This is a genomic window from Blastomonas sp. CCH1-A6, from assembly GCF_001556365.1.
In the GTDB taxonomy this organism is placed as follows: domain Bacteria; phylum Pseudomonadota; class Alphaproteobacteria; order Sphingomonadales; family Sphingomonadaceae; genus Blastomonas; species Blastomonas ursincola.
The window spans coordinates 12,691-36,514 of sequence record NZ_LSIS01000317.1 but is presented as its reverse complement, the minus strand read 5'-3'; the positions used below and the strand labels follow the sequence as shown (position 1 = coordinate 36,514).

The window sequence follows — 23,824 nt, the reverse complement described above, 5'->3', positions numbered from 1 at the left end:
CAAAAGCGCGGAGAGGCGTGGACCGGGTCCAGAACTCGCCTCGACAGGCCGAATGCGGCTTCTTCGGACAGGGCATCTCGCCAAGCCCGAATATATGCTGCCCTAGCCCCGGTCGATCGTTGCGTTCTGACGTGCTCACACACGCACCAGCCCGCTGAAAATTCGTGCATCAAAATCCCGCCCTGTTAGCGAGGACTATTAAAATTCAAAATCGTATACTGTCAACGGGTTTCTGAGCGCGTCGTGGCCTATGCTTCCTCGTTCGATGTCGCCGAAGCCCGTGAAATCACGACATCACGATAATAGAGACTCATCATTTTGGCCGCCTCCCGGCGCAGCAGCTCGGCGGTCGGATAATCATCGGCCATGGTCTCGGTGACGGCATGGTTGACGATCGACGTCAGCATCACCGCGCCGCGGACGCGCTCCTGATCGATCTTCGGGAAATCGTCGATGACCGCTGCGAGGATCACCTTGATGAAATCCTTCGACGCGCGCCGCCGCATCTCCTGCAGCACGGGCACGGCGCTCATCGCGCGGTAGATCCAGGCGCCCCCAGGATGCGCCAGCACCACATCGCGCAAGCGATCGAGCAGCGCGGCAAAGCTTTCGATCTCCGCCTGCAGATCGCTGCCGATCGCAAATTCGTCGCTGCGCAGCCATTGCTCGACGGTTTCGTTCTCGGCGGTGATCAGGCGGCGTCCCATCTCGCTCAAAATCGCGTATTTATTGGGAAAATAGCGATAGAGCGCGGGCGGCGTCAGCCCGGCGCGCTCGGCGATCATGTTCGTCGAGAGGCGCTCGATGCCGACTTCGGGCAGCAGTTCACCGGTCGCCTGGATGATCTGCTCGTAGGTCGCGCGGGCGCGGTCCTGCAAGGGTGTGACCTTGGGATCAAGCTCGACAGACTGACCACTATGCGGGGGCATGACTTATTCTCCGGCTGCGGTGCGAGTTTCAACGCGGCCCCACCGATCGTTCGGGTGGGGGGATGATGTCTGCGTTTTCAGGCGGTTAGAATGCCAGCAGCGGCTCGTGCAAGCTAGTTAAAATACCACGGTTCTGGATCAAGATAGCGATCCGTAAACTATAGTCACCGCTATCCAAATGGCGTGCGGTGCGCCTGACCCGTCAGAGCGAGAGCTTCTTGAACACGCTTTCGGGTATCGCGCGGATGATCGCCATGATCGGCCGCCAGCGCCCGAGCGTGTAGATGACGTCGCGTCGGGACCGGTGGGCGCGGATGATCGCCTCGGCGACCTGCCCGGGTTCTGCGGTCACTGCCGGGGGTAGCTTCAGGCCTGCCGTCATCTGGGTGCGGACAAAGCCGGGCTTCACCGTCATGACATGCAGCCCGGCCCTGGCATGCGCATTGCGCAGACCGGACAGAAAGGCGGTGAACCCGGCCTTGGCTGATCCATAGACGAAATTGGAGCCTCGGCCGCGCTCGCCTGCCACCGAGCTGATGCCGATGATGCAGCCGCCCGGCACGCCCGCCATGCGCCGCGCCGCCGCGAGCAGATAGCGCGCCGGGCCGTTATAGTTGCTGTCCATGACCTGCTGCGCCGCAGCGTCGACGGCAGCCGATTCGGCCTGATCGCCGAGCAGGCCCGCAACCATCACGACCGTGCCCGGAATCGCGCCAAGGTCCTCGAAGAAACGGTCGGGCTCGCCATCGGTGACATCGAACAGAACCGCGCGCGCCGGGACGCCAGTTCGCAGCGCAAGGTCGGTCGCATCGGCGGCCATGTCGCTGCGCGCGGCCAGGATGACCTCGCAGCCCTGCGCCGCATAGCCACGCGCCAGCGCCTTGCCGATATCGGACCGGGCTCCAAGGATGAGGACAGGAGAAGCGATCATCGTCAAAGCTCCAGACGTTGCGAAAGAAGCGAGGAAAAGCGGCGGTCGAGCCCGTGTTGCGCACGCAGCTCGCGAAACCGGGCGAGCCCGGGATAGCCGAGCGCCAGCATGGGCGAAGAGAGCCTGGCATCCTTGGTCAGATAGATGCGCCCGCCATGATCGGCGACAATGGCATCGAGCCGGTCGAGCAGCGCGAGATTGGCAGGCGTCGCAGGAAAATCGAGCGCGAGCGTGTAGCCGGGCATCGGAAAGCTCAGCAGGCCGAACGATGCCGGGCCCATGCGCTTGAGCACCGCGAGAAACGAGCCGCTGCCTGCGGTCGCGATCGCCTCGAGCAGGCGGCGAAGGCCGCGTTCGCTCTCGGCCAGCGGCAGCACGCACTGATATTGCACGAAGCCCCGGCGCCCATAGATCCGGTTCCAGTCGGTCAGGGCATCGAGCGGGTAGAAATAGGGGTCGAGCGCGACCAGTGCCTCGCCGGGGCGCTGCATCGCGTAATAGAGCTGGTTGAACGCGCGGACGTTGAAGCCGCTCAAGGCGAAGCCTGGCAGATCGACCGGCACCGCACGGGGCTGGCGCGGCGGCCTTGTCAGGGGCTCGGCGCGGCGGCTGGCATCCAGCGCATCGGCCGGCGCATGGTCGGCGAGCAGGATCGCGGATCGGCCAAGGTTGCGGCCGCGCGCCAGGCAGTCGATCCAGGCGACCGAATAGGTCCATGCGTGCGACCGTTCGAACACCGCCATCGCCTCGCCCAGGTCGCGTGCGCGCACCGTCTGCTGGCGCATCCAGGCGCTCTCGATCGGCATGAGGCGGAAAGCGGCGCGCACGATCATCCCGGTCAGCCCCATGCCGCCACAGCTCGCGGCGAACAGATCGGCATTCTCCTGATGCGAGCAGCGCAGCACCCGGCCATCGCCGAGATCGAGATCGAGCCAGAGCAGGTGTTCGCAGAATGAGCCTGTGCCGTGATGGTTCTTGCCGTGCACGTCGCTCGCGATCATGCCGCCGATCGTCACCATGCGCGTGCCCGGCGTCACCGGGACGAACCACCCGCGCGGCACGAAGGCATCGATGATGTCGGACAGCAGCACGCCCGCCTCGCAGACCAGTTCGCCGCTCGCATCATCGAACGCGATCAGCCGGTCGAGCCGCCGCATGTCGATGGTGGCTTCGGGGTTGAGGCTGGCATCGCCATAGGACCGGCCATTGCCGCGCGCGATGCTGCGCCCGAGCGGGGGCAGGGTGGCATGCAGCGCCTCGGCGGTGACCGGCTGCCACACGGCGCAGTCGCGCACCGGATAGCGGCCCCAGCCCGAAAGCGGCTCGACATGCGGCATCATGCCGGCCTCGCCGGTGCGAACACGTAGCGCCGGTCGAGCCGGTACTTGACCAGATAGCCGATCGCGAGACCCGCAATCGCGCCCGCCTCGCGCGCGAGATGCGAATGCCAGATCAGCCAGGCGGCGCTTTCGAACCCCCAGAAGATCAGCGTGGTGATGACCCCCGTCGCGGCATAAAGCCCGAACGTGCCCGCTTCGCTCGCGCGCGCCTTGCTCGCGCCTGCAAAGATCCAGGTCCGGTCGAGCCAGTATTTGACGACCAGGCCGACCAGCGTCCCCAAAGCGAGCGCGGCCAGCAGCCCGCCCGGCCAGAGCGCGAGCACCGCGCGCTGGCTCGCCAGATTGGCGAGCGTCGCCAGCAGCGCGAACCCCGCATAGGACAGGACGAGCATCAGTCCGGTCACGCCAGCGCTCCTGCCAGCGCGAGCAGGCCGACGACCAGGCCGCAGCACAGGCTCACCCGGTCGCGCATCGCGAACACGACCGGATCGTCGTGCATTTCGCCGCGATGGGTGAGCAGCGCGATACGGTTGGTCCAGAACAGCAGCACAAGACACACGCCCCAGAGGAATTCGGGATAATGGTAGAGCGTCTGCACCGGTTCGGAATTGGCATAGAGCGCGAGCACCAGCACCGAGACGAGCCCTGACGAGACCATGATATTGCCGACGATGATGCGGTCATCGACCCGGTAACCGCGGCCTGTGGCCATCGTCCGGCCCGATGCCGCTCCGTCGACCAGCTCGGCATAGCGTTTGACCGCCGCCAGCGAGAAGAAGAAGAAGGTCGCAAAGGCGAGAAGCCAGAGCGAGGAGGGAATGCCGGTCGCCGCGCTGCCTGCCAGGACGCGCAGCGTATAGAGCAGGGCGAGCGCGCATATGTCGATCATCGCAAGCCGCTTGAGCTTGACCGAATAGAGCAGGGTGACACCCGCATAGATCAGCAGCACGGCAAACAGCTCGATCCCGCCCGCCAGCGCGGTTGCCGCGCCTGCCAGAGCGAGCAGCGGCACCATCCAGGTTCCGTGGATCAGCCGGACGCGTCCGGAGGCGAACGGGCGCTGGCACTTGCGCGGGTGGGCGCGGTCCGCCGACAGGTCGAGCAGGTCGTTGAGGATATAGGTCGCCGATGCCACCAGGCTGAACGCGACAAAGGCCAGCACCGCCTGCAATGCGGTCACCAGATCGAGCGCGTGCGCGGCCAGCATCGGCAGGAAGACGAGGACGTTCTTGAGCCATTGGTGCGGGCGCATGGCCTCGAGATAGTCGCGCAGGCCCGCACGATCTGCCGGAAGGTGCGTGGCATCGGCGACGAGTTTTTCCACCCTGGCCTGGAATGCCTTGCTGGAATTGATCGTCACGGCCGCCGCCGCGCCTTGCCAGACCGCAAAATCGGCCGGTGCATCGCCGATATAGCTATAGCCCGCAGGACCGTAGGTCTGCTCGAGAAACTGCGCCTTGCGGGCTCCGGTCAGGTTGATGCCGTCCTTCGATCCATAGGCGGCGTCGAACAGGCCAAGATAGCCGGCCACCGCATCGGCCATCTGCTGGGTGGCGCCGGTGACCAGCGCGGTGCGCCCGCCGCGCGCGCGCCATTGCTCGATCATCTCGAGAACGTGCGGATTATAGGGCAGCCGCGCCGGATCGACCCGGCTGATCTCGCCCAGTTTCTGCTTGAGGGCGACCTTGCCCCGGGCGAGCGTGCGCACCGCCTCGAGCGGCGTATGCCATCGCACCGACCAGGCGCCCCAGAAATTCTCGAGCAGGCTGTCGGTACGGATCAGCGTGTCGTCGAGATCGACAACCAGCGTCAGCTTCGCAGGATTCCAGTTGGCGATGCTCATCCATACCCCCATGCCCGGTCCAGCAACGGGCAGGCCAGCAGATCGCCGCCATCTAAATGCACGAAAACTTAAATATGGTTAACAAGTTGCTGCCATTTTCGGCTGTCGAAGCTCGCGGCCAGCAGTCGGTTCGGGTCTGCGACCGCGGCCGCTCGCAGGACCGGCGCGCACCCGGTGGCCAGCGCATGGGCCGCACTCTGGGCGTTTTCGGAGCCCGCTGCTGCGCTGTCACGGTATCTCAACTGGCATTGACAACTCGTTACGGTATGTTCAACAGGGCACCCCGGATAAAACGAGTCGCGCGTTTTGGAGAGGTTCCGTGCGAGGAGAGGCTGGCTGCCACGCTGCGAAGGGGTTGGCTAGCCGCGTTGATATCGGTTCGCTGTGCAACCAGCTGATGGATGTTGGTGCTTTTCGGCAGCCGATGCTCTGTCTGGCTCGCTAAATCGTACCTGAGCTGGTCACAAGACGAATGCCGACGCGCGGAATGAATCTGCATAAGGACATGAGCGTGAACGAGTGGTTTCTAGCCCAAGCCAAGCCAGGCGCTGACCACGTCGCCAAGCGCAATCTCGAGCGTCAGGGTTTTGTCACGTTTCAGCCGATGGAGCAGCGACTGGTGGCACGCAAGGGCATGCCGACCGTGCAGGCCCGGCCGCTCTTTCCCGGCTATATCTTCGTAAGCTATCCTGGCGAGGCGGCGCCCTGGTCCCTGGTGAACTCGACCTATGGCGTCGCCCGGCTGGTCAGGTTCGGCGACCGGCCCACGCCTGTCCCTGCGCAGGTGATGACCGAGCTTCGCGATGCCTGCGACCATGCCGACACCATCTTCCTGGGAACGCATCTGGGCCCGGGCGACGCGGTGGAAGTGACGCTGGGGCCTGCCACGACCTTTCTGGGCGAAGTGGAGCGGCTTTCCCCCAATCAGCGCGCGCTGGTGCTGCTCGATTTCATGGGCAAGCAGACGCGGGTTTCGGTTCCTACCGTCCAACTCAAGGCCGCATCGGGCCAAATGTCTCCGATGGGAGCGACACCATGAGCACGCTTATCGACCAGCAGGCCAGCACCATGGCGGAACAGTCGGACGCGGAGCGCCGGCCGACGGTCACATTCGATCCGGCAACCTCATCCTTTGAAGAGCACCTTATGAAACAATCGACTGCCGGAACCACCAGCGAGACGGTCACCGTCGCCAGCACCGGCCGTGACGAGGCAGACGCAGACCCGCAGAAATTCTCCGCGGTCCCGCCGCGCCGGGGCAACCAGTTCCTGCACCGGTTCGAGCTGCCGCTGATCCTGAGCGCCGGGCTGGCACCGGCGCTGGCGGTCTGGTCGCTGCTCGACCGCGCGTATTTCACCGGTGCATTCGAAGAGACGATCACGGCGCTCATCCTGTCGATCACCATCAGCTGGTATATCCTGTCGCGGTTGAAGGACCATGCCAACGCCCGGCATCTGTCCTATGTGCTCCCGGTCAACCTGATCGTCTTCACCGGCGTCTTCACCGTCATGGCGCTGATGCGGATCGAATATTCCGGATCGTTCTTCGCTGCGGGCGCCGTGTCCGGCGTGATGGCGAGCTTCCTGGCGGCCGTGTACAGCCGCCGCATGCTCAACCCGCATGTCGTGGTCTCGGGCGGGCGCGCCAACGAGATCGAGCTGACCGGCAACTTCATGCCGGCGCCTTCTCTCGCGGATATGGAAGCGCTGATCCAGGCGGGCCGTCGCGACTGGTCGATCGTCGCCGATCTGCACTATATGCATTCCGAACGCGGCGAGCGGCTCTTTGCCCAGGCGGCGCTGGCGGGCATACCCGTCTATCACTACCGCCAGATCGCCGAGATGCAGTCGGGCCAGGTCAAGATCTCGCATCTCAGCGAGAACGAGCTGGGTTCGCTGATTCCCAATGTCTCCTATGCGTCGATCAAGCGCGGCATCGATATCGTCGGCGCCGTCTGCCTCATTCCGCTGTGCCTTCCCGTCTTTGCGCTGCTGGCGCTGATCATCAAGCTCGATTCCCCGGGCAACGTGTTCTTCATTCAGGAACGGATCGGGTTCCGGGGAATGAAGTTCCGCATGATCAAGTTCCGCACCATGCGCGATCGCGAAGTCTCGAACGACAATCTCGCCAAGCGCGAGGACGCGATGACCAAGTCGGACGACGACCGGATCACCAAGATCGGGAAATTCCTGCGCAAGTCGCGTCTGGACGAGCTTCCGCAGGTGTTCAACGTGCTGCTCGGCGACATGAGCCTTATCGGGCCGCGGCCCGAGGCATGCTCGCTGTCCGAATGGTACAATGCGGAGCTGCCCTTCTATTCCTATCGCCATATCGTTCGCCCCGGCATTACCGGCTGGGCGCAGGTCAACCAGGGTCACGTCACCGACGTGACCGATGTGCTGTCCAAGCTGCGCTATGACTTTTACTATATCAAGAACCTGTCGCTGTGGCTCGACCTGCTGATCGTGCTCAAGACCTTGAGGGTGATCACGACCGGCGTCGGCGCGAAATAAATAGGGCGGCAACAGCGCGGCAAGCCCGTCACTTGCGCGCTGTTCTTTGCATCGCTCGCAAGACCAATCGGGCTGTCTCAACCGCCGGTTTTCCGGCGCAAAAGTGGTTGGCAACCGTAAAAAACTCTCTAAAGGTGCTGCCTCAATCGGCGAGGCCATATGGTAATTATTCTGCGAAATCTGCTAATTCTGGGCATGGCTGGGCTGCTCGCATCCTGCGCGGTTGACCGGTCCGTGGGGCTCGCGGAAGACATCGAAGTCACGCAGCTCGAAAACCTTCCCGCACCGCGTCTCGACATTTCCTATGTTATCGGCCCGCAGGAAAAGCTTGAAATTCAGGTGGTCGGTGCCGAATCGCTGAGCGGGACCTATCTCACCGATGTCGACGGCGACCTGGCCTTTCCGCTGATCGGCAACGTCAAGCTGGACGGGCGTTCGCCGAGCGAAGCCGCACGCGAGATCGCCGATCGTCTGCGCGGTCGCTATCTGCGCGATCCGCAGGTGCGCGTCATTCCCGAGGAGTTTCCCGAACCGACGATTTCGGTGGGCGGCCAGGTCAAGAAGCCGGGCAGCTATCCTGCGACAGGGCGTCCGACGCTGTTGCGCGCGGTGAACCAGGCCGAGGGCATGACCCAATATGCCAAGCAGAGCGACGTGCTCGTCCTGCGCACGGTCGAGAACCAGCGCTATATCGGCGTCTACGATATTCGGGCCATTCAGCGCGGCAATTATGCCGATCCCCAGCTTTTCCCCAATGACATCGTCATTGTCGGTGACTCGCCCGAGCGCCGACGTCTCGATCTGCTGTTGCAGCTAGTACCGCCACTTCTGACGACCGCGACCATTCTGATTGTGCAACAGTGATGCAAGATACCATGAGCAACCAAAACCCCGCCGCAGCCGATGCTGGCGAAACCAAGCTTGATGCCGAGCCGGCGGGCGGTTTCTACCTGGTCATCGAACGGTATCTGAGCGAGGCGCAGGCGCTGCGCTACTGGCTGGCAGGCCTGATCGCGATTGCGCTTCTCGTCGGGTTGCTGGTGACGCTGCTGTCGACCGAGCTGTTCAAGGCGAATTCGAGGATCGAGGTCTCGCAGATCACGTCGAACGTGACGGCGATCGACCCGCTCGAGAACGAATCCAAGGTGTCCGAGATCCAGTATCTCAACACTCAGTATGAACTGCTGGAATCGAACTTCATGGCGACCCGGGTCGCCAGGGCCGGGAATCTGCAGCGCGACGAGGAATTCATCCGTGCCTTCGCGCTCGATCCGGAAGTCCGGCTGACGCCGCGCGACGTCGAGGAAATCCTGCTCGACAATGTTTCGATCGAGCCGATCCGGCAGTCGAGCCTGGTCGACATCCAGTTCTCGAGCCCGTCGGCCTCGGTTGCGGCCAAGGTCGCCAATCTCTGGGCGGAAGAGTTCATCGCTGCGAACTACGAGAAGCGTTTCGGCGCCAATATCGAGGCGCGCGAGTTCCTGAACAAGCAGATCGAGGAACTTCGGCAGAAGCTTTCCACCTCCGAGCGCGATCTGGTGCAATATGCCAACGCCAAGGGCATCCTCGTGCTGGAATCGGGCGGCAAGGAAAAGGGTCCCGAAACCGCCGCTCAGACGCTGATCGCGTCCGACCTTACCGCGCTCAACGATGCGCTGGCCAAGGCCGTGACCGACCGGATCACGGCGGAAGCATCGCAGGCCTCTGGCGACATCCCGGCGCAGGATGCGCGCAACTCGCTGCGCGCCGAACTCGCCAAGCTCGAAGCCGAAGTGGCGCGTCTGCGCTCCAATTTCGGCCCCGCCTATCCCCCGGTGCTCGAAAAGGAAGCCGAAGTCGCGTCGCTCAAGGCTTCGCTGGCAACCGCTTCGCGCGCCAGCCTGTCGGCCGCTTCAAGCCGCGAACGCGAGCTGCGCCGCAAGCTCGAAGAAGCCAAGTCGCGCTTCCTGGGTCAGCAGGAACTGAGCATCCAGTACGGCATTCTCAAGCGCGAGGTGGACACCAACCGCCAGCTCTATGACGCGCTGCTGCAGCGCTACAAGGAGCTCGAGGCGTCGGGTGCCGGCCAGAACAACATCACGCTGATCGACAAGGCCGAAGTTCCGCTCTTCCCCTATGCGCCGTCGCTGCTGATCAACCTGCTCCTGGCAGGCGCCATCGGTGTCGCGCTGAGCATCGCGCTGGTCTATCTCCGCGTCACGCTGAGCCAGACGATCAAGGATCCGCAGGATGTGTCGCGTCGTCTGGGTCTCCCGGTCCTCGGCCTCATCCCGCGGAACACCTCGCCCGACCTGAGGGCGGAGATCGTGACGCGTTCGTCGGAGATCAGCGAAGCGTACAAGTCGACACGAACAAACCTCACTTTCCTGACCCCGCAGGGCGCGCCAAAGGTGCTCATGCTCACCTCCTCGGTGCCATCGGAAGGAAAGAGCGTCTCGACGATCGCGCTGGCGACCAGCTTCGTCCATCTGGGCAAGCGTACGCTGCTGATCGACGCCGACCTTCGAAATTCGCGGATGCAGGGCTTCCTCGAGGTCGATCTCAGCAAGAGTGGCGGTCTTTCGGGGCTGTTGACGGGCAACGCGACGAGCCTCAGCGACGAGGTTGTCCGGATCGACGATTTCGGCTTCGACTATCTCACCTTCGGCTACACGCCGCCCAACCCGGTCGAACTGCTGGCAAGCAACCGGTTCAAGGAGCTGCTCGAGGAGGTCAAGGCCAACTATGACCAGATCCTCATCGACAGCGCCCCGATGCTGGCGCTGGCCGACGCGGTCGAGCTTGCGCGTGTCGTCGACGGCGTGGTCTATGTGATCGAATCCGATCGCATCAAGGTCCGGGCGATCGAGAACGCCCTCAACCGTCTGACCCGCACCGGCGCGCGTGTCTATGGTGCCATCGTCACCAAGCTGGATTCGAATTCGGTCGGCTATGGTTACGGTTACGGCTATGGTTATGGGTACGGCTATGGCTACAAATATGGCGAGACCCCGAAAGAAGATACGCAGACGGCTTGAGGCCTGAGCCACGGGAAGAATATTGCAGGTGTCTTCAAAAACCTCTCGACTGGCGATTGCGTGCATGGTCGCCGTGCCGCTGGCATTGCTCTCCGGAGCGCATGCGCTGAGCAGCGTGAGCGTGCGCCGCGCGCCCGAGCTTGCCCAGGCCATTTTCCCCTGGAACGGCGCGGCCATCGAGCGGGTGGCCTATGGCCAGTTCGTCGAGGATGTGAAGAAGGTCGCCAAGCTGGGTAGCGGCAATGGAAGCAGCCAGGCTGCACCCGCGGCCGCTGTCCAGGCGGCGCCCGATCTCGAAGTGCGCCTGCAGCGCCTGTCGCGCCAGGCGTCCGGCGAAGCGGTCAGCGCGCTGGCCTTCGAGCCGATGCTGCCCAAGGCCTATGTGCTGCTGGCGCTGGCCGAAACCAATCCCGGTCGGCGGCGCGAGATCATCGAGCTCGCCACCCGGCTGACGCGCCGCGATTCGGCTCTGCAGGGCCTCGCGCTGCAGCAGAAGCGCGACAATGGTGATTTTGCTGGAGCCATCGGCACCCTCGATCAGATCCTGCGTGTCCATCCCGAGCGGAAGGAGGAGCTCTTCCCGCTGCTTGTCAGCGCCATCACGCTGCCCGAGACGCGCCCTGCATTCGCCACCATGTTCCGCAAGCCCTTGCCGTGGCGTGACGATTTTCTGGTGTTCGCTGTGGGGGAAAAGCGCGCGCTCGAGAATTTGGCCTATGTCCGCGAGCGGATTACGATCGACAATGCGGAATTTGACCAGCGCCTGATCGCCGGTCTGGCGCAGAAGGGCGAGATGCAGGCGGCCGAGCGGCTCTATCGCCGCGTGACGGGTGCGACCGACAAGCGTTCCATCACCGCAGCGCGTGCATGGGTCGCAGCGTATCCGCCCTTCGACTGGAAGCTCGCAGATACCCGTTCGATGCGCGCCCAGCCAGATTACAGCCAGGACAGCCTCGAATTCTATATCGAGCCGGGCAATGGCGGGGTGCTGGCCTCGCGCGTGGTCAAGCGGCCAGCAGCCGGCCTGAACATCGCCTTCGACGTGGCGATGCAGCCGGTCGACAAGGTGGCCGATCTCAAGCTGCAGATGTCGTGCTGGGGCCAGGAAACGCCGTTTTTCGAACAGCCGTTCAACCTGACCAAGAATTATGTCCAGGTCAGCAGTGTCCCGGCCTGTCCGTTCGTCGAGCTGGCGATTGTCGGACGCTCCTGGACCGGTGGCAGGGCGCTCACCGGAACGCTCTCCACCCCGCGTCTCACCCCTGGCAGATAGGGCGTGAGGCCGGGCATTGCGCCCGCCTCAGCCTGATCGACCGATCCTGAACCTGTCAGGGCTGGCCGAGTCCGATCTTTCGATCAGACGCGGGCGCTGTCGATATTCTCGAGATACCAGCGATAGGTTTCGCGCACGCCCTCGCCGAGTTCGATCGACGCGCGCCACCCCATCGCTCCGAGCCGGCTCACGTCCATGAGCTTGCGCATCGTGCCGTCGGGCTTGGTCGGATCGGTCTCGATCTTCCCGGCAAAGCCGGTCACCTCGGCCACCAGCGTTGCCAGCTCGAGAATCGATACGTCCACGCCGCTGCCGACATTGATGTGGCTCAGCATAGGCTGGGTATTGGCGGCATAGATGTCGCGCGGCAGGTCGAGCACGAACAGGCTGGCTTCGGCCATGTCGTCGACGTGCAGGAACTCGCGCCGCGGCGTCCCCGTGCCCCAGATCACGACCTTGTCGAGCCCGGCCTTCTGAGCTTCGTGGAAGCGCCGGATCAGCGCGGGCAGCACATGGCTGTTCTCCGGATGGAAATTGTCCCCCGGGCCGTAGAGATTGGTCGGCATCACCGACCGGTAATCGGTGCCGTGCTGGCGATTGTAGCTCTCGCACAGCTTGATGCCGGCAATCTTGGCGATCGCATAGGGCTCGTTGGTCGACTCGAGCAGCCCGGTGAGCAGGGCATCCTCGGCCATCGGCTGCGGCGCCTGCTTGGGATAGATGCACGACGACCCCAGGAAGAGAAGCCGCTGCACGCCCGCCTCAAACGCCTGATGGACGACATTGGCCTCCATCATGAGATTCTCGTAGATGAAATCTGCTGGATAGGTATTGTTGGCGTGAATGCCGCCGACCTTGGCCGCTGCCAGCACGACGGCATCAGGCTGCTGTTCGCGCATGAAGGCGCGGACGGCGGCCTGATCCGTCAGATCCAGCTCGGCATGGGTCCTGGTCACCAGTTCGATCGGTTCGCCCGCAGCCTTGCGGGCTTCCAGCTTGCGCAGAATGGCGTTGCCCACCATTCCGCGATGACCTGCGACATAGATTTTCACCGTACGGGTTCCTCAGTTCTCGATGCTCACCGGGAGGTCGAAGCCATTGGCCTTCAGGAAGGCGTGGCGCTGGGCTTCCTTGAGATCGGCCGCGACCATTTCCGCGCACATTTCCTGCGCGGTAATCTCGGGCTCCCAGCCCAGCTTCTCGCGCGCCTTGCTGGGATCGCCCAGCAGGGTTTCCACCTCAGCCGGACGGAAATAGCGCGGGTCGATCCGCACGATCACGTCGCCGACCTTCAGCGCCGGTGCCATGTCGCCCGAAATCGCGGCAACGGTCGCGATCTCGTCGACGCCTTCGCCGGTGAACTCGAGTTCGACACCCAGTTCGCGCGCGGTCCAGCGGATGAACTCGCGGACCGAATATTGCTGGCCCGTGGCGATCACGAAATCTTCGGCATGGTCCTGCTGCAGCATCATCCACTGCATGCGCACATAGTCGCGCGCATGGCCCCAGTCGCGCAGCGAATCGATATTGCCCATGTACAGGCACGATTCGAGGCCCTGCGCGATATTGGCGAGGCCGCGCGTGATCTTGCGCGTCACGAAGGTTTCGCCGCGGCGGGGGCTCTCATGGTTGAACAGGATGCCGTTGCAGGCATACAGGCCATAGGCTTCGCGGTAGTTGACCGTGATCCAGTAGGAATAGAGCTTCGCCACGGCATAGGGCGAACGCGGGTAGAAGGGTGTCGTCTCGCGCTGCGGGATTTCCTGCACGAGGCCATACAGCTCCGAGGTCGAAGCCTGGTAGAAGCGCGCCTTGTTGCCGAGGTCGAGAAAGCGGATCGCCTCAAGCAGGCGCAGCGTGCCGAGCGCATCGACATCAGCGGTATATTCGGGCGATTCAAAGCTGACCGCCACGTGCGACTGGGCAGCCAGGTTGTAGATCTCGTCCGGGCGCACTTCGCTGATGATGCGGGTCAGGTTCGACGTATCCGACAGATCGCCATAATGCAGCGTCAGCTTCGGATTGGGCTCGTGCGGATCCTGATAGATATGGTCGATGCGCTGGGTGTTCAGCGACGAGGCACGGCGCTTGATGCCGTGCACCTCATAGCCCTGCGAGAGCAGAAACTCGGCCAGATAGGAGCCGTCCTGTCCGGTGATGCCGGTGATAAGGGCGCGTTTGGTCATGTCGATGTGTCGTCCTTCACGATAAATTGCCCGAGCTTGCTCAGGTTCTTGGCGGCCAGGGTCGCTATGCCCCCCACGCCGTTGTTGCGCAGTGCCCGAAGGTCTTCGCGACTCTTCAGGATAATCCGTCCCAGCGAGCGGTTGCTCTCGCCCCCCAGGCGCATTTTGACAAGTACCTCGGGAATATAGCCGAGCCGGATCTGGCCCTTGCCGAGATAGCGAAGCATGGCATCATAATCCGCAGCGATGCGCAGCGACGTGTCATAAAGACCGTGCCGGTCGAACACCTCGCGCCGCAGATACAGCGTGGGATGCGGCGGCATCCACCCCCGCTTGAGCAGCGCCGGGCGATAGGCTCCCGATCGCCAGTGGCGCACCACCCTGGTCGGATCGCTGGCGGCGACATATTGCAGATCGCCATAGACGCCGTCGACATCCTGCGTGGCAAAGGTCCTGGCGACCTTCTCGAGCACCTGATCGTCGGCGAAGACATCGTCCGAATGCATCAGGCCGATCACGTCACCGGTGGCACGCGCGATGCCGCGATTGATGGCGTCATAGATGCCCCCATCGCGTTCGGACACGATCTGCGTGTCTCCGGTCGCGGCGCTTCGGACCACGTCGAGCGTGCCATCGGTCGATCCACCATCCTGGATGATGTGCTCGATCGTGCCATGGCTCTGCGCCTGGACGCTGGCCATCGCATCGCCGATCGTGGCGACCCGGTTGAAGACGGCGGTGACGACGGAAATCTTCATGGACCCCGTCACCGCTGCAGATCGATGCCGAGCACGTCGCGGATCGCCGTCTTCGCGTCCTTGTGCGTATCGCGCATATGCTTGCGCACCTCCTGCAGCTTGGCATCGACCAGATAGCGGTACCAGAAGCCCTGGAGGATGTGGAAGGCCCGCCCCCCGCTGGTGTCGAGAAAGCCAAGGCGCAGGACGAAGCGATAGAAGAAATAGAGCGAGGCGCGCAGTTGCGCCGGCAGCCGCGCATAGACCTTTTCCTTCAGCCAGCGCTTGATGCCGGCCTGCTGCCCGCCCTTGAGGTCGGCGACCGTTTCGCTGGCCATGAAACCATGTTCGAGGTTCAGCAGGTCCACCACCTCGCGCGAGGCATAGGCATTGTGCTTCTCGGTCCACCAGGTCAGGGAATTGCGGTTGTCGTCGATGATCTCGCCAGCGAATTGCGCGGTGGCGCCCTCTACGAGGATATGCTCGTCCATCCAGCGGTTCTCGCACCGCCCGCGCCCGTGCCGGAACAGGCGGATGATGCGGATCGGGAACAGCCCCCCGAACCGAACGCGTTCGCCGAGAAAGTTCATGCGGCGCCCGACATAAACCGCATCGACATCACCGGGCAGCTGGTGCAGCTCGCCGGCAATTTCCTGGGCCAGCGATGGGGTGACGATCTCGTCGGCATCGAGCCGCAAGACCCATTGGGTGTCCGGCGGCAGCTGGTCGAGCGCCCAGTTGAACTGGGTGGCATAGTTTACCCAGGGCTTGTGCAGCACAGTGGCGCCTCGTGCGGTCGCCAGCTCCACGGTCCGGTCGGTAGAGCCGCTATCGATGACGAAGACACGGTCCGCTATGCCCTGGACCGAGTCCAGCGCGCGCTCGATATGCAGTTCCTCATTCTTGGTGAGGATAACCACCGACAGAAGCGTCATTCCAAGATCTAACTTTTTGTTTTCCGGTGCCGATCAGCCGCGCGGTCGACGCGTGATGGCGATCATCGATTTCGCCAGGGCGGGAATGCGGCCGACCTTCAGGTACCGCGGCGGTTCAAACCCAGCCTCGACCAGCAGCGTCGTCAGGGTCTTTTCCGACCAGAACTTGATGTGCCCATGGTCCCACAAGGCGGTGAAATGGGCATCCATCGTGCCCGTCACGGCCATGGCCAGGTTTTTCCAATAGCCGTGATAGGGCGTCGAGAAGATCGCCGCACCGCCCGGCTCGAGCAGGCTGAAGGCCGTCCTGGCGTAGTCGCGGGGCGCATAGACATGCTCCACGACTTCCAGGCTGACCAGCATCGGGAAGGTGCCGTAGGTTTCGGCCAGATTGTCATAGGCAGACCCGCGCGCGAGCTTGAGCTGCGGATAGGCCTTCTGAGCCTGCTGGATGCCGTCCTCCGAAGGATCGACACCCGTGACATCCCATCCGAGCGAACTCATCCTGGCTGCCACGCTGCCATTGCCGCATCCCAGCTCGAACAGCCGGGGCTCCCGATCGCCGAGCCCTGCCTTGATCTTTTCCAGCTCGGACAGAACCGTGGGAAGGAGATACTCATGTGAAGGGTTGGTTTCGAAGTCGGAATACTCATATCCCGATATGGATTGAAGTTCCTTCACCGGCCGCACATCCTCGATTTTGCGGACACCTTTCCGGCCGCACCGGGCCGCAGGTCGTTCCCCCACAGAGCCGGTTCGATAGCTGCTCCGGGGGGGATTGTCACCAGCAATCTGGGGCCAATGCAGGATCGGGTGAATTTCCGGTTTACGGCATGCGCCCGCAAAACCGGGCGTCGGTCGGTCGCGAAGCGCGGATCAGATCGAAGGGATCAAATAGCGTGTGAAATAGCTCGCAACATTATTTGCCGAACGGATCAACCGCTTGAGTTTCTCTCCAACCAGCGGCACGAACTCGCAGCCCCTCAGCAGCTTCGCCATGACCGACAGATACAGGCTCGCCCCTGGCCGCGACAGGCGGATGCGGTACAGATCGGCCAGTTCGGCGACCCGCTTGGGCGGAACGTTGAGCGACAGGTTGCTGCCATGCAGGCGATAGCCCGCCACGTGCAGCCGGGGATTGACGTAGAAATTATACCCTTCGCCGCGCATCCGCAGGAAATAGTCGCCGTCGAACACATAGCGATAGGCATTGTTGATCAGGATATTGTGGTTCACCCTGGCGCTCCAGAACGTCGCCGGCTGCAGGAATCCGCCACCCCTCAGGAACACGTCACCCCGGATCAGCGGGTGATAGTCGTAATTGACCGGTGCCTGGAAACGTCCGTCGCCGCTAAGATAATAGCCGCCGAGCGAGACGATATCGACGTCGAAGAAGTTCTCGAACTGGTCGGCGACGATGCGCAGAGAATCCGACCGCAGAAAGGTATCGTCCGAATTCAGCCAGCAATAGATGGCATCATCCGGTGCGTCGGGCCATTGCTCCCTGGCCAGGCCATAGGCGATCGATGCGGCCTGACCGAGACCCTTTTTCTCGAGAAAGGTCCAGTTGTTGCGCTGGCAATATTCCTCGGCAATCGCGCGGCTGTTGTCGGTCGAGCCGCCGTCGATGATCAGCACGCCGACATCGACACCCACCTGCCCCTCGATCGAGGCAAGGCAGGCATCGAGAAACTGGCCATAGTTCAGATTGGGCACGACGATGCAAAAATACATATGCAGATCCATGAAACGAATGAGATGTGGCCAGGTCCCGCTGACGGTCCGATGGCACGATGAGGACGGGGCGGAACGGTCTGGGCCCGGCGTGGCGCAACTGAGCCAGGCCGGGTCCTGCCGCCGCTCATTTCGGCAGGACGGGCCTTCAGGCCAGCCTGTGCCGATGGTGCAACTTGGCCGGCTGGCGCCTTGATCCGAAGATCAGCACAAGCAGCGGCGTGATCAGGAAAATCTGCGCGAGATTGACCCAGAAGATGGTGTCCGACGGGAAGTAGAACAGGCACATCAGCAGGAAGGTGATCGTCCAGACCGCCTTGAGCAGCGCGATCAGCGACTGCGACGACCTGGCCTTGACCAGCAGTCTGCCGGCCGCATAGCCGATGAAGATGGTGTAGAGGATCATGCCGAGAAAGCCGTACCAGTCGAGCACGTTGCCGAAACCGGTGCGCCACCCCGTCGGCTGTCCGCCCAGCATGATGTAGCGCTTGTAGTTGTCGGCCCGGGCACCGAAAAAGGCCGAGTCATAGCCATCCGAGAAGCGGGCCGCGATCGCCTCGAACGGCCCTGCCGACCAGCGATAGAAATCGGTGTCGGACACGATCGCGATGTTGAAGTTGCTCCACGGCCCGACGAGATAGTGGAAGATCACTGTGATGAAGTAGGAGGCATCGGGCGCGATCCGCTTCAGCGTGGCGCCGAAATAACGATAGTCGGCCGTGTGGAGCGTATTGGCGATCTCGGCGCTCGACACGCGCTGGACGCCGATCAGATAGATCGCCACGGCGCCGAAGATCGCAGCGATCCCCACCCCGACATAGAGCAGCACGTTCGACACCCGCCCCTTGCCCTTCGCGGAGTTGGCGTCCTTGGTCACCTTGGAGGACACCATGAAGGTGGCATAGCCGATCGCCCCTGCCACAAGGAAGAACGTGCGTCCGGCCTGCAGCACCACCGCCAGCGCCATCAGCACGATCGCCCCTGCCATCATCGCATTCACATACATGGGGAAGCGGTGGCGCCATTTGGTCAGCAGGATCGGGATATAGCCATAGGCCTGATAGGCGAAAATCGCGGCAATCTGCTTGGTGATGTCAGAACCGGCAGTAATTTCGCGGACTTCGCCCGTGTTGGTCAGCACCACGTCGACCGAGGTGCCCTGGCCGTAGAGCCAGTAGACATAATAGGCCGCAGCCGCCGAAATGGGGACTGAAAGATAGGTATAATATTTGATGATGATCCGGTCGTGCGCCAGGTCCGGCGCCGGCTCGTACAAGGCCCGCGCCTTGCCGGTATTGATCGATACCTTGAGCAGGATCAGGATGGTGATGAACCACAAGGCCGCCTCGACATAGAAGACCGAGAAGGTCACCGGGCCGAGGAAATACAGCAGCAGCACGACGATATAGGGCACGAACAGGCTGTCGTTCAGCAGCTTGCTCTTCTTGGGCGTCCGGGGTGTCGCGTGGTTCATCATGATCTGCATTTCAGTTTTCCGGCGGCAGGCGCCGGGGGCACGTTACCGGACCGCCATGGGCCGCTCGTCCGCCCGTGTAGCTTGGAACCTTGCGTTCAGCAATGACGGCGGTCGTGCCTCAGTTGCCGAGCAACCGGCGCGCGAGCATATTCCAGCCGACCTGGATCACCGGCATCGGTCCGCGCTTCGCGAGTTCCGTCAGCACCTCGGGGCGGCCTTCCTTCGACAGGATCTCGAAATAGGCCAGATTGCTCCGGGCCTGCCGCAGATAGCGGGGCGGCAGTTCTGCCCCCAGCGATTCGAGGATGATCTGCCAGGTGATCGCATATCGCGCATAGCGCTGCGCGCGGGTGCTGCCCGTCCAGGCTCCGCCCTCGTGGATGCGATAGCGCGAGGTCACCCGGTTCTGCATCGCCAGGCCGTCATCGACCAGACAGGCGGTCAGCAGGATGGTGAGGTCCGCCGACACGACCTGGCGGGTAAAGGCCGCGGCCCATTTGTCGAACAGGCTGCGCCGCATCGCAAAGGTGCTGGTGTGGATGTACTTGCGCATCGCAAAGATGTGCGATCCCGGGATGATGGTGACGGGGCCGGCGCCATCGGCCTTGGGGAAGGCGGGCCCGAGGCTCTCGTTCGGCGTGATCGACTGGCATTGGGTGCCGACGAAATTCCGGCCCGATCCGACAAGATACTCCACCTGCTGCTGCAGCTTGTCGCTTTCGGTCCAGTAATCGTCCACCTCGCAGATCGCGACAAACGCGCCTCTGATATGGGGGGCGCACGCCTGGAGCGGGCAGAAACCCTGCGACCAGCGGTTAGCCGGTTGCAGAACCGGCGTGAAGATATCCGGAAAGCGATCGGCATAGGCGCGGATGACGTCCTGGCTGCCGTCCGACGACGCATCGTCGTGCACGACGATCTGGAGCCGATAGTCGGTCTGCTGCGCCATCAGCGAATCGAAGCAGCGGGCGATATAGTCGCGCGTGTTGAAGCTGAGGCAGACGATCGTGATCAGATCGGGCTCGCCTTCATGGGGTGCGGCAGATCGGGGTGCGGGTGTCATCGGAAAGCTTTCAGAAGCGGGCGGCCATGGTCAGCGCGCAGCGGAGGGTCAGGCGCGTATCGTGCGGGCCATCAGCCGCGCGATCATCCGTCGGCCCTCGTCGGAAAAGGCGAATGCGGTGGTGATGACGAATGCCGAATAGACGCCGACCTTCGCCACCACGACCCAGCGGTTCAGATCGCCCTGCAGCATCAGCCGGTCGGCAGCCAGGCACGCCAGTCCGGCAATCACGGCGCCGAGCAGCGGCAAGCCGATGTCGCGCAACAGCCAGCGCGACAGCGGAATGCCGCTGAACTTCAGGTGCACGATCGGCGCGCTGATCACGAAAGCCAGCAGCCGCATCGCCGCCCAGGCAATGCCGATCCAATAGGCCTGGAAATGCAGCGCGATGAAGGTGATCAGCGGAACCTGGACCACCATCGACAGCGTCGAGGCAAGGATATGGACCCGGATATGGCCATAGGCGTTCTGCAGGATCAGCAGCAGGCTGGACAATGTCAAAATCCCCGAGCCCAGGCCGAACCAGGCCAGGAACACCGCGCCGCCATCGGCCATGGCGCTGTTGCCGGACACCGCGAAAATTACCGGCTGGGCAAAGAAGGCAAAGATGACCGCCACCGAGAGCGACGCGATCGCCATGAACTGGGTCGCTTGCGAGTAGAGCGCATTGGCGCGCTCATCATCGCCCTCGTTCACATAGATGGTCAGGCGCGGCAGGATGGCCTGGCCGATCGGCTGTGCGATGCGATCGGCGCCATTGGCCACCAGAATGGCAAAGGCAAAATATCCGTACAGCTCCAACGACATCGATCGCGATGCGAGGATCTTGTCATACTGGGTCAGCATCGCCCAGGCCATGACGGTGTAGAAGGTGCCCAGCGTGAAGGTCAGGTTGTTCCGGATCGTCGTCATGAAGGCGACGCGTTCTTCAGGCGCTGCGACCCGATCGCCTTGATCGGCGCGGCGTCTGGCCGGGATTGCGCGGTAGAACAGGGCCGCCGTCAGGGCCAGTTCCAGCAGGGAGACGATGGCCTGATAGGTGAAGAAATCCATGATGCCGAACAGCCCGCTCGCCATCAGCGCCAGCCCGCCTGGCCAGCGCAGCGTCGTGAACAGCACGTTGATCTGGTTTAGCGTGACCTGCCGCTCGAGCCCCGCCAGGCCGGAGGAATAGACCGAGATGCCCCAGCGCGTGGCCAGGATGAACCCCATGATCTGCAACGAATAGATGCCGACGTCCTGATTGAGCTTGTCCGATTTCAACCACTGGTTGAGGAACCAGTCGGCGCCGATCAGACAGACGGCGAGAGTGACGACCGCAAGCACCACCGAAAGCCATTCGATCCCGCGCAGCAGGTTGAAGAACTCGTCGGCATGAGCCCTGCCCTTGACCTTGAAGATCGCCGCCTGCCGGGCGAGCACCGGCACCAGGCCGGAAGAGAGCAGGTAGATGGTCGAATTGAGGATCAGAAACAGACCGATCAGGCCGAATTCCTCCGGCGGGACATAGAGCAGGTACAGTGGCGCCACGATGATGCCGCAGCCCGTGTTGTAGGCCTGTCCGACATAGTTGGCGATGGTGTTGCGCAAGAGCATAAGGGGGTGACTTCAAAAACGTTATGCATGCCCATCAGCCGCCCGACACGGCGATGGGGCAGGCGCCTGCCGCCGGCCGGGCAGCTTCATGGCGGGGCCAGGGCCAGCGCTGGCCGAGGGAGAGAGTTTATTCGTTGAGCAGCGATTGCAGATACTGGCCATAGGGCGCCTTGCCATAGGCCTTGGCCATCGCGCCCAGTCGCTCGTTGTCGATCCACCCCTTGCGCCAGGCAATTTCCTCGAGACAGGCGATCTTGTAGCCCTGGCGCTGTTCGATCACCTCGACGAATTGCGCGGCCTGCAACAGGCTTTCGCACGTACCGGTATCCAGCCAGGCAAACCCGCGGCCGAGAAGCTCGATATTGAGCTGGTCCCGATCGAGATAGTCCTGCAACACGCTGGTGATCTCCACCTCGCCGCGCGCGGAGGGGCGCACAGTGCGGGCGATACGGGCAGCGGCATTGTCGAGGAAATACAGGCCGGTAATCGCATAATCCGATCGCGGCTCGGCCGGCTTTTCCTCGATCGAGAGCACCTTGCGCTCGGCGTCGAACTCGACGACGCCAAAGCGGTGCGGATCGGCGACGCGATAACCGAAAATCGTCGCGCCTTCGCGCCGCTCCATGGCGGAGCTGAGCTTCGGATAGAAATTCTGGCCGTAGAAGATGTTGTCGCCCAGGATCAGGCAGACATTGCTGTCGCCGATAAACTCCTCGCCGATGACGAAGGCCTGGGCCAGGCCCTCGGGCCGGGGCTGCTCGGCATAGGTGAGCGTGATGCCGAAGCGGCTGCCATCGCCGAGCAGTTTCTCGAACAACGCACGGTGTTCGGGCGTGGTGATGATCAGCACGTCGTTGATGCCTGCGAGCATCAGCACCGACAGCGGATAATAGATCATCGGCTTGTCATAGATCGGCAGGAGCTGCTTCGAGATGCTCTCGGTCAGCGGATACAGGCGCGTACCCGATCCTCCGGCCAGGATGATGCCTTTGGTGCCTGATTGATTCGACATGGGTGTCTCCACACGGGAAAGGGTTGGTCCGCCCGGTTGTGCCGACGCAAGGCGGGACCGGGGGCGAGATCGCAGGGATGGCGCGGGTGCGGCCTGGATGGCTTACAGGAACTGGTCCTGCTTTTCCTGGCGCGCGCAGATCATCGCCACCCAGTCATCGTTGTCCAGATACCATTGCACGGTCTGGCGCAGTCCGGTCGAGAAGGTTTCGCGCGGCTCCCAGCCGAGCTCGCTGCCGATCTTGCTGCAGTCGATGGCATATCGGCGGTCGTGGCCGGGCCGGTCGGTGACGAACGTGATCAGCGAGCGATAGTCATGATCGGCCACCGGGCGCAGCTCGTTCAGAAGATCGCAGATCTGGTGGACCACCTCGATGTTCTTCTTCTCGTTCTTGCCGCCGATATTATAGGTCGAGCCTAGCTCGCCCCGGGTCAGCACGAGATGGAGCGCGCGCGCGTGATCCTCGACATACAGCCAGTCGCGGATCTGCGATCCGTCGCCATAGACCGGCAGCGGGCGGCCTTCCAGCGCATTGCGGATGATGCGGGGGATCAGCTTTTCCGGAAACTGGTACGGCCCGTAATTGTTCGAGCAGTTGGTAACGACGATCGGCAGGCCATAGGTGCGGCCCCAGGCGCGGACCAGATGATCGGATCCGGCCTTGGTCGCCGAATAGGGCGAGCTCGGATGATAGGGCGTTTCCTCGGTAAACGGATGCGCATCGGGTTCCAGATCGCCGAACACCTCGTCGGTCGAGATATGGTGGAACCGGAATCCCTGCTTGCGGTCATCGGGCAGCGCGTTGAAATAGGCGCGCGCTACCTCGAGCAGGATGAAGGTGCCGACAAGGTTGGTCTGGACGAAATCGGCCGCGCCATGGATCGACCGGTCGACATGGCTTTCGGCTGCCAGGTGCATGATGGCATCGGGCTGGTGCTCGCTGAAGATCCGCTCCATGGCGGCGCGATCGGCAATATCGGCCTTCTCGAAAATGTAGCGGTTGTTGCCCGCGACCGGTTCGAGCGTCTCGAGACAGCCCGCATAGGTCAGCTTGTCGACATTGATGACGGTATCGCTGGTCTCTGCCAGGATCAGCTTGATCAGCGCCGAGCCGATAAAGCCCGCGCCTCCGGTCACTATGATTTTCATTCAGGGATATCCAACAAGATTGACGAAAAGGCGGCGATTGAGGCGGGAGGAGAAAGCCTGCGGTGCGATCAGGGTTGCCGCAGCCAGG

Annotated in this window: 21 protein-coding genes; 5 read left to right on the top strand and 16 right to left on the bottom strand. The window is 62.9% G+C overall.

The features are described from left to right. Window positions 1-248: 248 nt before the first annotated feature. The 5 genes from AX735_RS15190 to AX735_RS15170 all read right to left on the bottom strand — a co-directional run bounded on the left by AX735_RS15190 (window position 249) and on the right by AX735_RS15170 (window position 5,043). Window positions 249-929 carry a TetR/AcrR family transcriptional regulator gene (locus AX735_RS15190; RefSeq protein WP_082751138.1) on the bottom strand — a complete coding sequence of 227 codons (681 nt, stop codon included), beginning with the start codon at window positions 927-929 and terminating at the stop codon, window positions 249-251. 202 nt (window positions 930-1,131) lie between these two features. Then, window positions 1,132-1,860: an SDR family oxidoreductase gene (locus AX735_RS15185; protein ID WP_066282037.1), complete on the bottom strand. Its 729-nt coding sequence runs from the start codon at window positions 1,858-1,860 to the stop codon at window positions 1,132-1,134. Window positions 1,861-1,862: 2 nt separating this feature from the next. Beyond that, the gene (locus AX735_RS15180; protein ID WP_231750139.1) at window positions 1,863-3,200 is read right to left on the bottom strand and encodes an FAD-binding oxidoreductase; all 1,338 of its coding nucleotides are present in this window, start codon (window positions 3,198-3,200) and stop codon (window positions 1,863-1,865) included. Continuing rightward, a complete protein-coding gene (locus AX735_RS15175) occupies window positions 3,197-3,604 on the bottom strand; it encodes a GtrA family protein (protein WP_231750138.1) in 408 nt (135 codons plus the stop codon). The genes AX735_RS15180 and AX735_RS15175 overlap by 4 nt, the downstream gene beginning before the upstream one ends. Next, a complete protein-coding gene (locus tag AX735_RS15170; RefSeq protein ID WP_066282033.1) occupies window positions 3,601-5,043 on the bottom strand; it encodes a UbiA family prenyltransferase in 1,443 nt (480 codons plus the stop codon). Before AX735_RS15170 ends, AX735_RS15175 begins: the two co-directional genes overlap by 4 nt. 511 nt (window positions 5,044-5,554) lie before the next feature. On the opposite strand from AX735_RS15170, the gene nusG reads away from it, so the two are divergent. The 5 genes from nusG (at window position 5,555) to AX735_RS15145 (ending at window position 11,847) form a co-directional block, all read left to right on the top strand. After that, entirely contained in the window at window positions 5,555-6,082 is a 528-nt protein-coding gene (gene nusG, locus AX735_RS15165; protein ID WP_202189593.1) for a transcriptional activator RfaH, read from the top strand. Next, entirely contained in the window at window positions 6,079-7,557 is a 1,479-nt protein-coding gene (locus tag AX735_RS25250) for an exopolysaccharide biosynthesis polyprenyl glycosylphosphotransferase (protein ID WP_066282028.1), read from the top strand. Before nusG ends, AX735_RS25250 begins: the two co-directional genes overlap by 4 nt. Before the next feature lie 234 nt (window positions 7,558-7,791). Beyond that, complete coding sequence (locus AX735_RS15155) at window positions 7,792-8,421, top strand: polysaccharide biosynthesis/export family protein (protein WP_202189418.1); 630 nt, start codon at window positions 7,792-7,794, stop codon at window positions 8,419-8,421. 11 nt (window positions 8,422-8,432) lie between these two features. Then, the gene (locus AX735_RS15150; RefSeq protein ID WP_202189592.1) at window positions 8,433-10,574 is read left to right on the top strand and encodes a GumC family protein; all 2,142 of its coding nucleotides are present in this window, start codon (window positions 8,433-8,435) and stop codon (window positions 10,572-10,574) included. Window positions 10,575-10,602: 28 nt separating this feature from the next. Continuing rightward, window positions 10,603-11,847 carry a hypothetical protein gene (locus AX735_RS15145; protein ID WP_156447520.1) on the top strand — a complete coding sequence of 415 codons (1,245 nt, stop codon included), beginning with the start codon at window positions 10,603-10,605 and terminating at the stop codon, window positions 11,845-11,847. Window positions 11,848-11,930: 83 nt separating this feature from the next. Here AX735_RS15145 and fcl read toward each other — a convergent pair whose 3' ends face one another. From fcl to rfbB, 11 genes are all read right to left on the bottom strand, one after another. Next, the gene (fcl, locus tag AX735_RS15140; protein ID WP_082751136.1) at window positions 11,931-12,899 is read right to left on the bottom strand and encodes a GDP-L-fucose synthase; all 969 of its coding nucleotides are present in this window, start codon (window positions 12,897-12,899) and stop codon (window positions 11,931-11,933) included. Between the two features lie 12 nt (window positions 12,900-12,911). Beyond that, on the bottom strand, window positions 12,912-14,033 hold the full coding sequence (gmd, locus tag AX735_RS15135; RefSeq protein ID WP_060978791.1) for a GDP-mannose 4,6-dehydratase: 1,122 nt from the start codon (window positions 14,031-14,033) through the stop codon (window positions 12,912-12,914). Further along, window positions 14,030-14,791 (bottom strand): glycosyltransferase family 2 protein, encoded by a 762-nt coding sequence (locus AX735_RS15130; RefSeq protein WP_066282020.1) that lies wholly within the window; start codon window positions 14,789-14,791, stop codon window positions 14,030-14,032. Before AX735_RS15130 ends, gmd begins: the two co-directional genes overlap by 4 nt. Before the next feature lie 8 nt (window positions 14,792-14,799). After that, window positions 14,800-15,705 carry a glycosyltransferase family 2 protein gene (locus tag AX735_RS15125; protein ID WP_066282016.1) on the bottom strand — a complete coding sequence of 302 codons (906 nt, stop codon included), beginning with the start codon at window positions 15,703-15,705 and terminating at the stop codon, window positions 14,800-14,802. 33 nt (window positions 15,706-15,738) lie between these two features. Next, on the bottom strand, window positions 15,739-16,386 hold the full coding sequence (locus AX735_RS15120) for a methyltransferase domain-containing protein (RefSeq protein WP_202189591.1): 648 nt from the start codon (window positions 16,384-16,386) through the stop codon (window positions 15,739-15,741). A 195-nt stretch (window positions 16,387-16,581) separates the two neighbouring features. After that, window positions 16,582-17,439, bottom strand: a complete 858-nt coding sequence (locus AX735_RS15115; protein ID WP_202189590.1) for a glycosyltransferase — start codon at window positions 17,437-17,439, stop codon at window positions 16,582-16,584. A 148-nt stretch (window positions 17,440-17,587) separates the two neighbouring features. After that, window positions 17,588-18,925, bottom strand: a complete 1,338-nt coding sequence (locus AX735_RS15110; RefSeq protein WP_066282012.1) for a hypothetical protein — start codon at window positions 18,923-18,925, stop codon at window positions 17,588-17,590. A 109-nt stretch (window positions 18,926-19,034) separates the two neighbouring features. Next, window positions 19,035-19,979, bottom strand: coding sequence for a glycosyltransferase (locus tag AX735_RS15105; protein ID WP_066282011.1), 945 nt, complete (start codon window positions 19,977-19,979; stop codon window positions 19,035-19,037). A gap of 48 nt (window positions 19,980-20,027) precedes the next feature. Next, on the bottom strand, window positions 20,028-21,575 hold the full coding sequence (locus AX735_RS15100; RefSeq protein ID WP_066282009.1) for a hypothetical protein: 1,548 nt from the start codon (window positions 21,573-21,575) through the stop codon (window positions 20,028-20,030). Window positions 21,576-21,702: 127 nt separating this feature from the next. Continuing rightward, on the bottom strand, window positions 21,703-22,587 hold the full coding sequence (rfbA, locus tag AX735_RS15095; protein WP_066282007.1) for a glucose-1-phosphate thymidylyltransferase RfbA: 885 nt from the start codon (window positions 22,585-22,587) through the stop codon (window positions 21,703-21,705). A gap of 102 nt (window positions 22,588-22,689) precedes the next feature. Beyond that, window positions 22,690-23,736 (bottom strand): dTDP-glucose 4,6-dehydratase, encoded by a 1,047-nt coding sequence (rfbB, locus tag AX735_RS15090; RefSeq protein ID WP_066282005.1) that lies wholly within the window; start codon window positions 23,734-23,736, stop codon window positions 22,690-22,692. Window positions 23,737-23,824 lie beyond the last annotated feature (88 nt).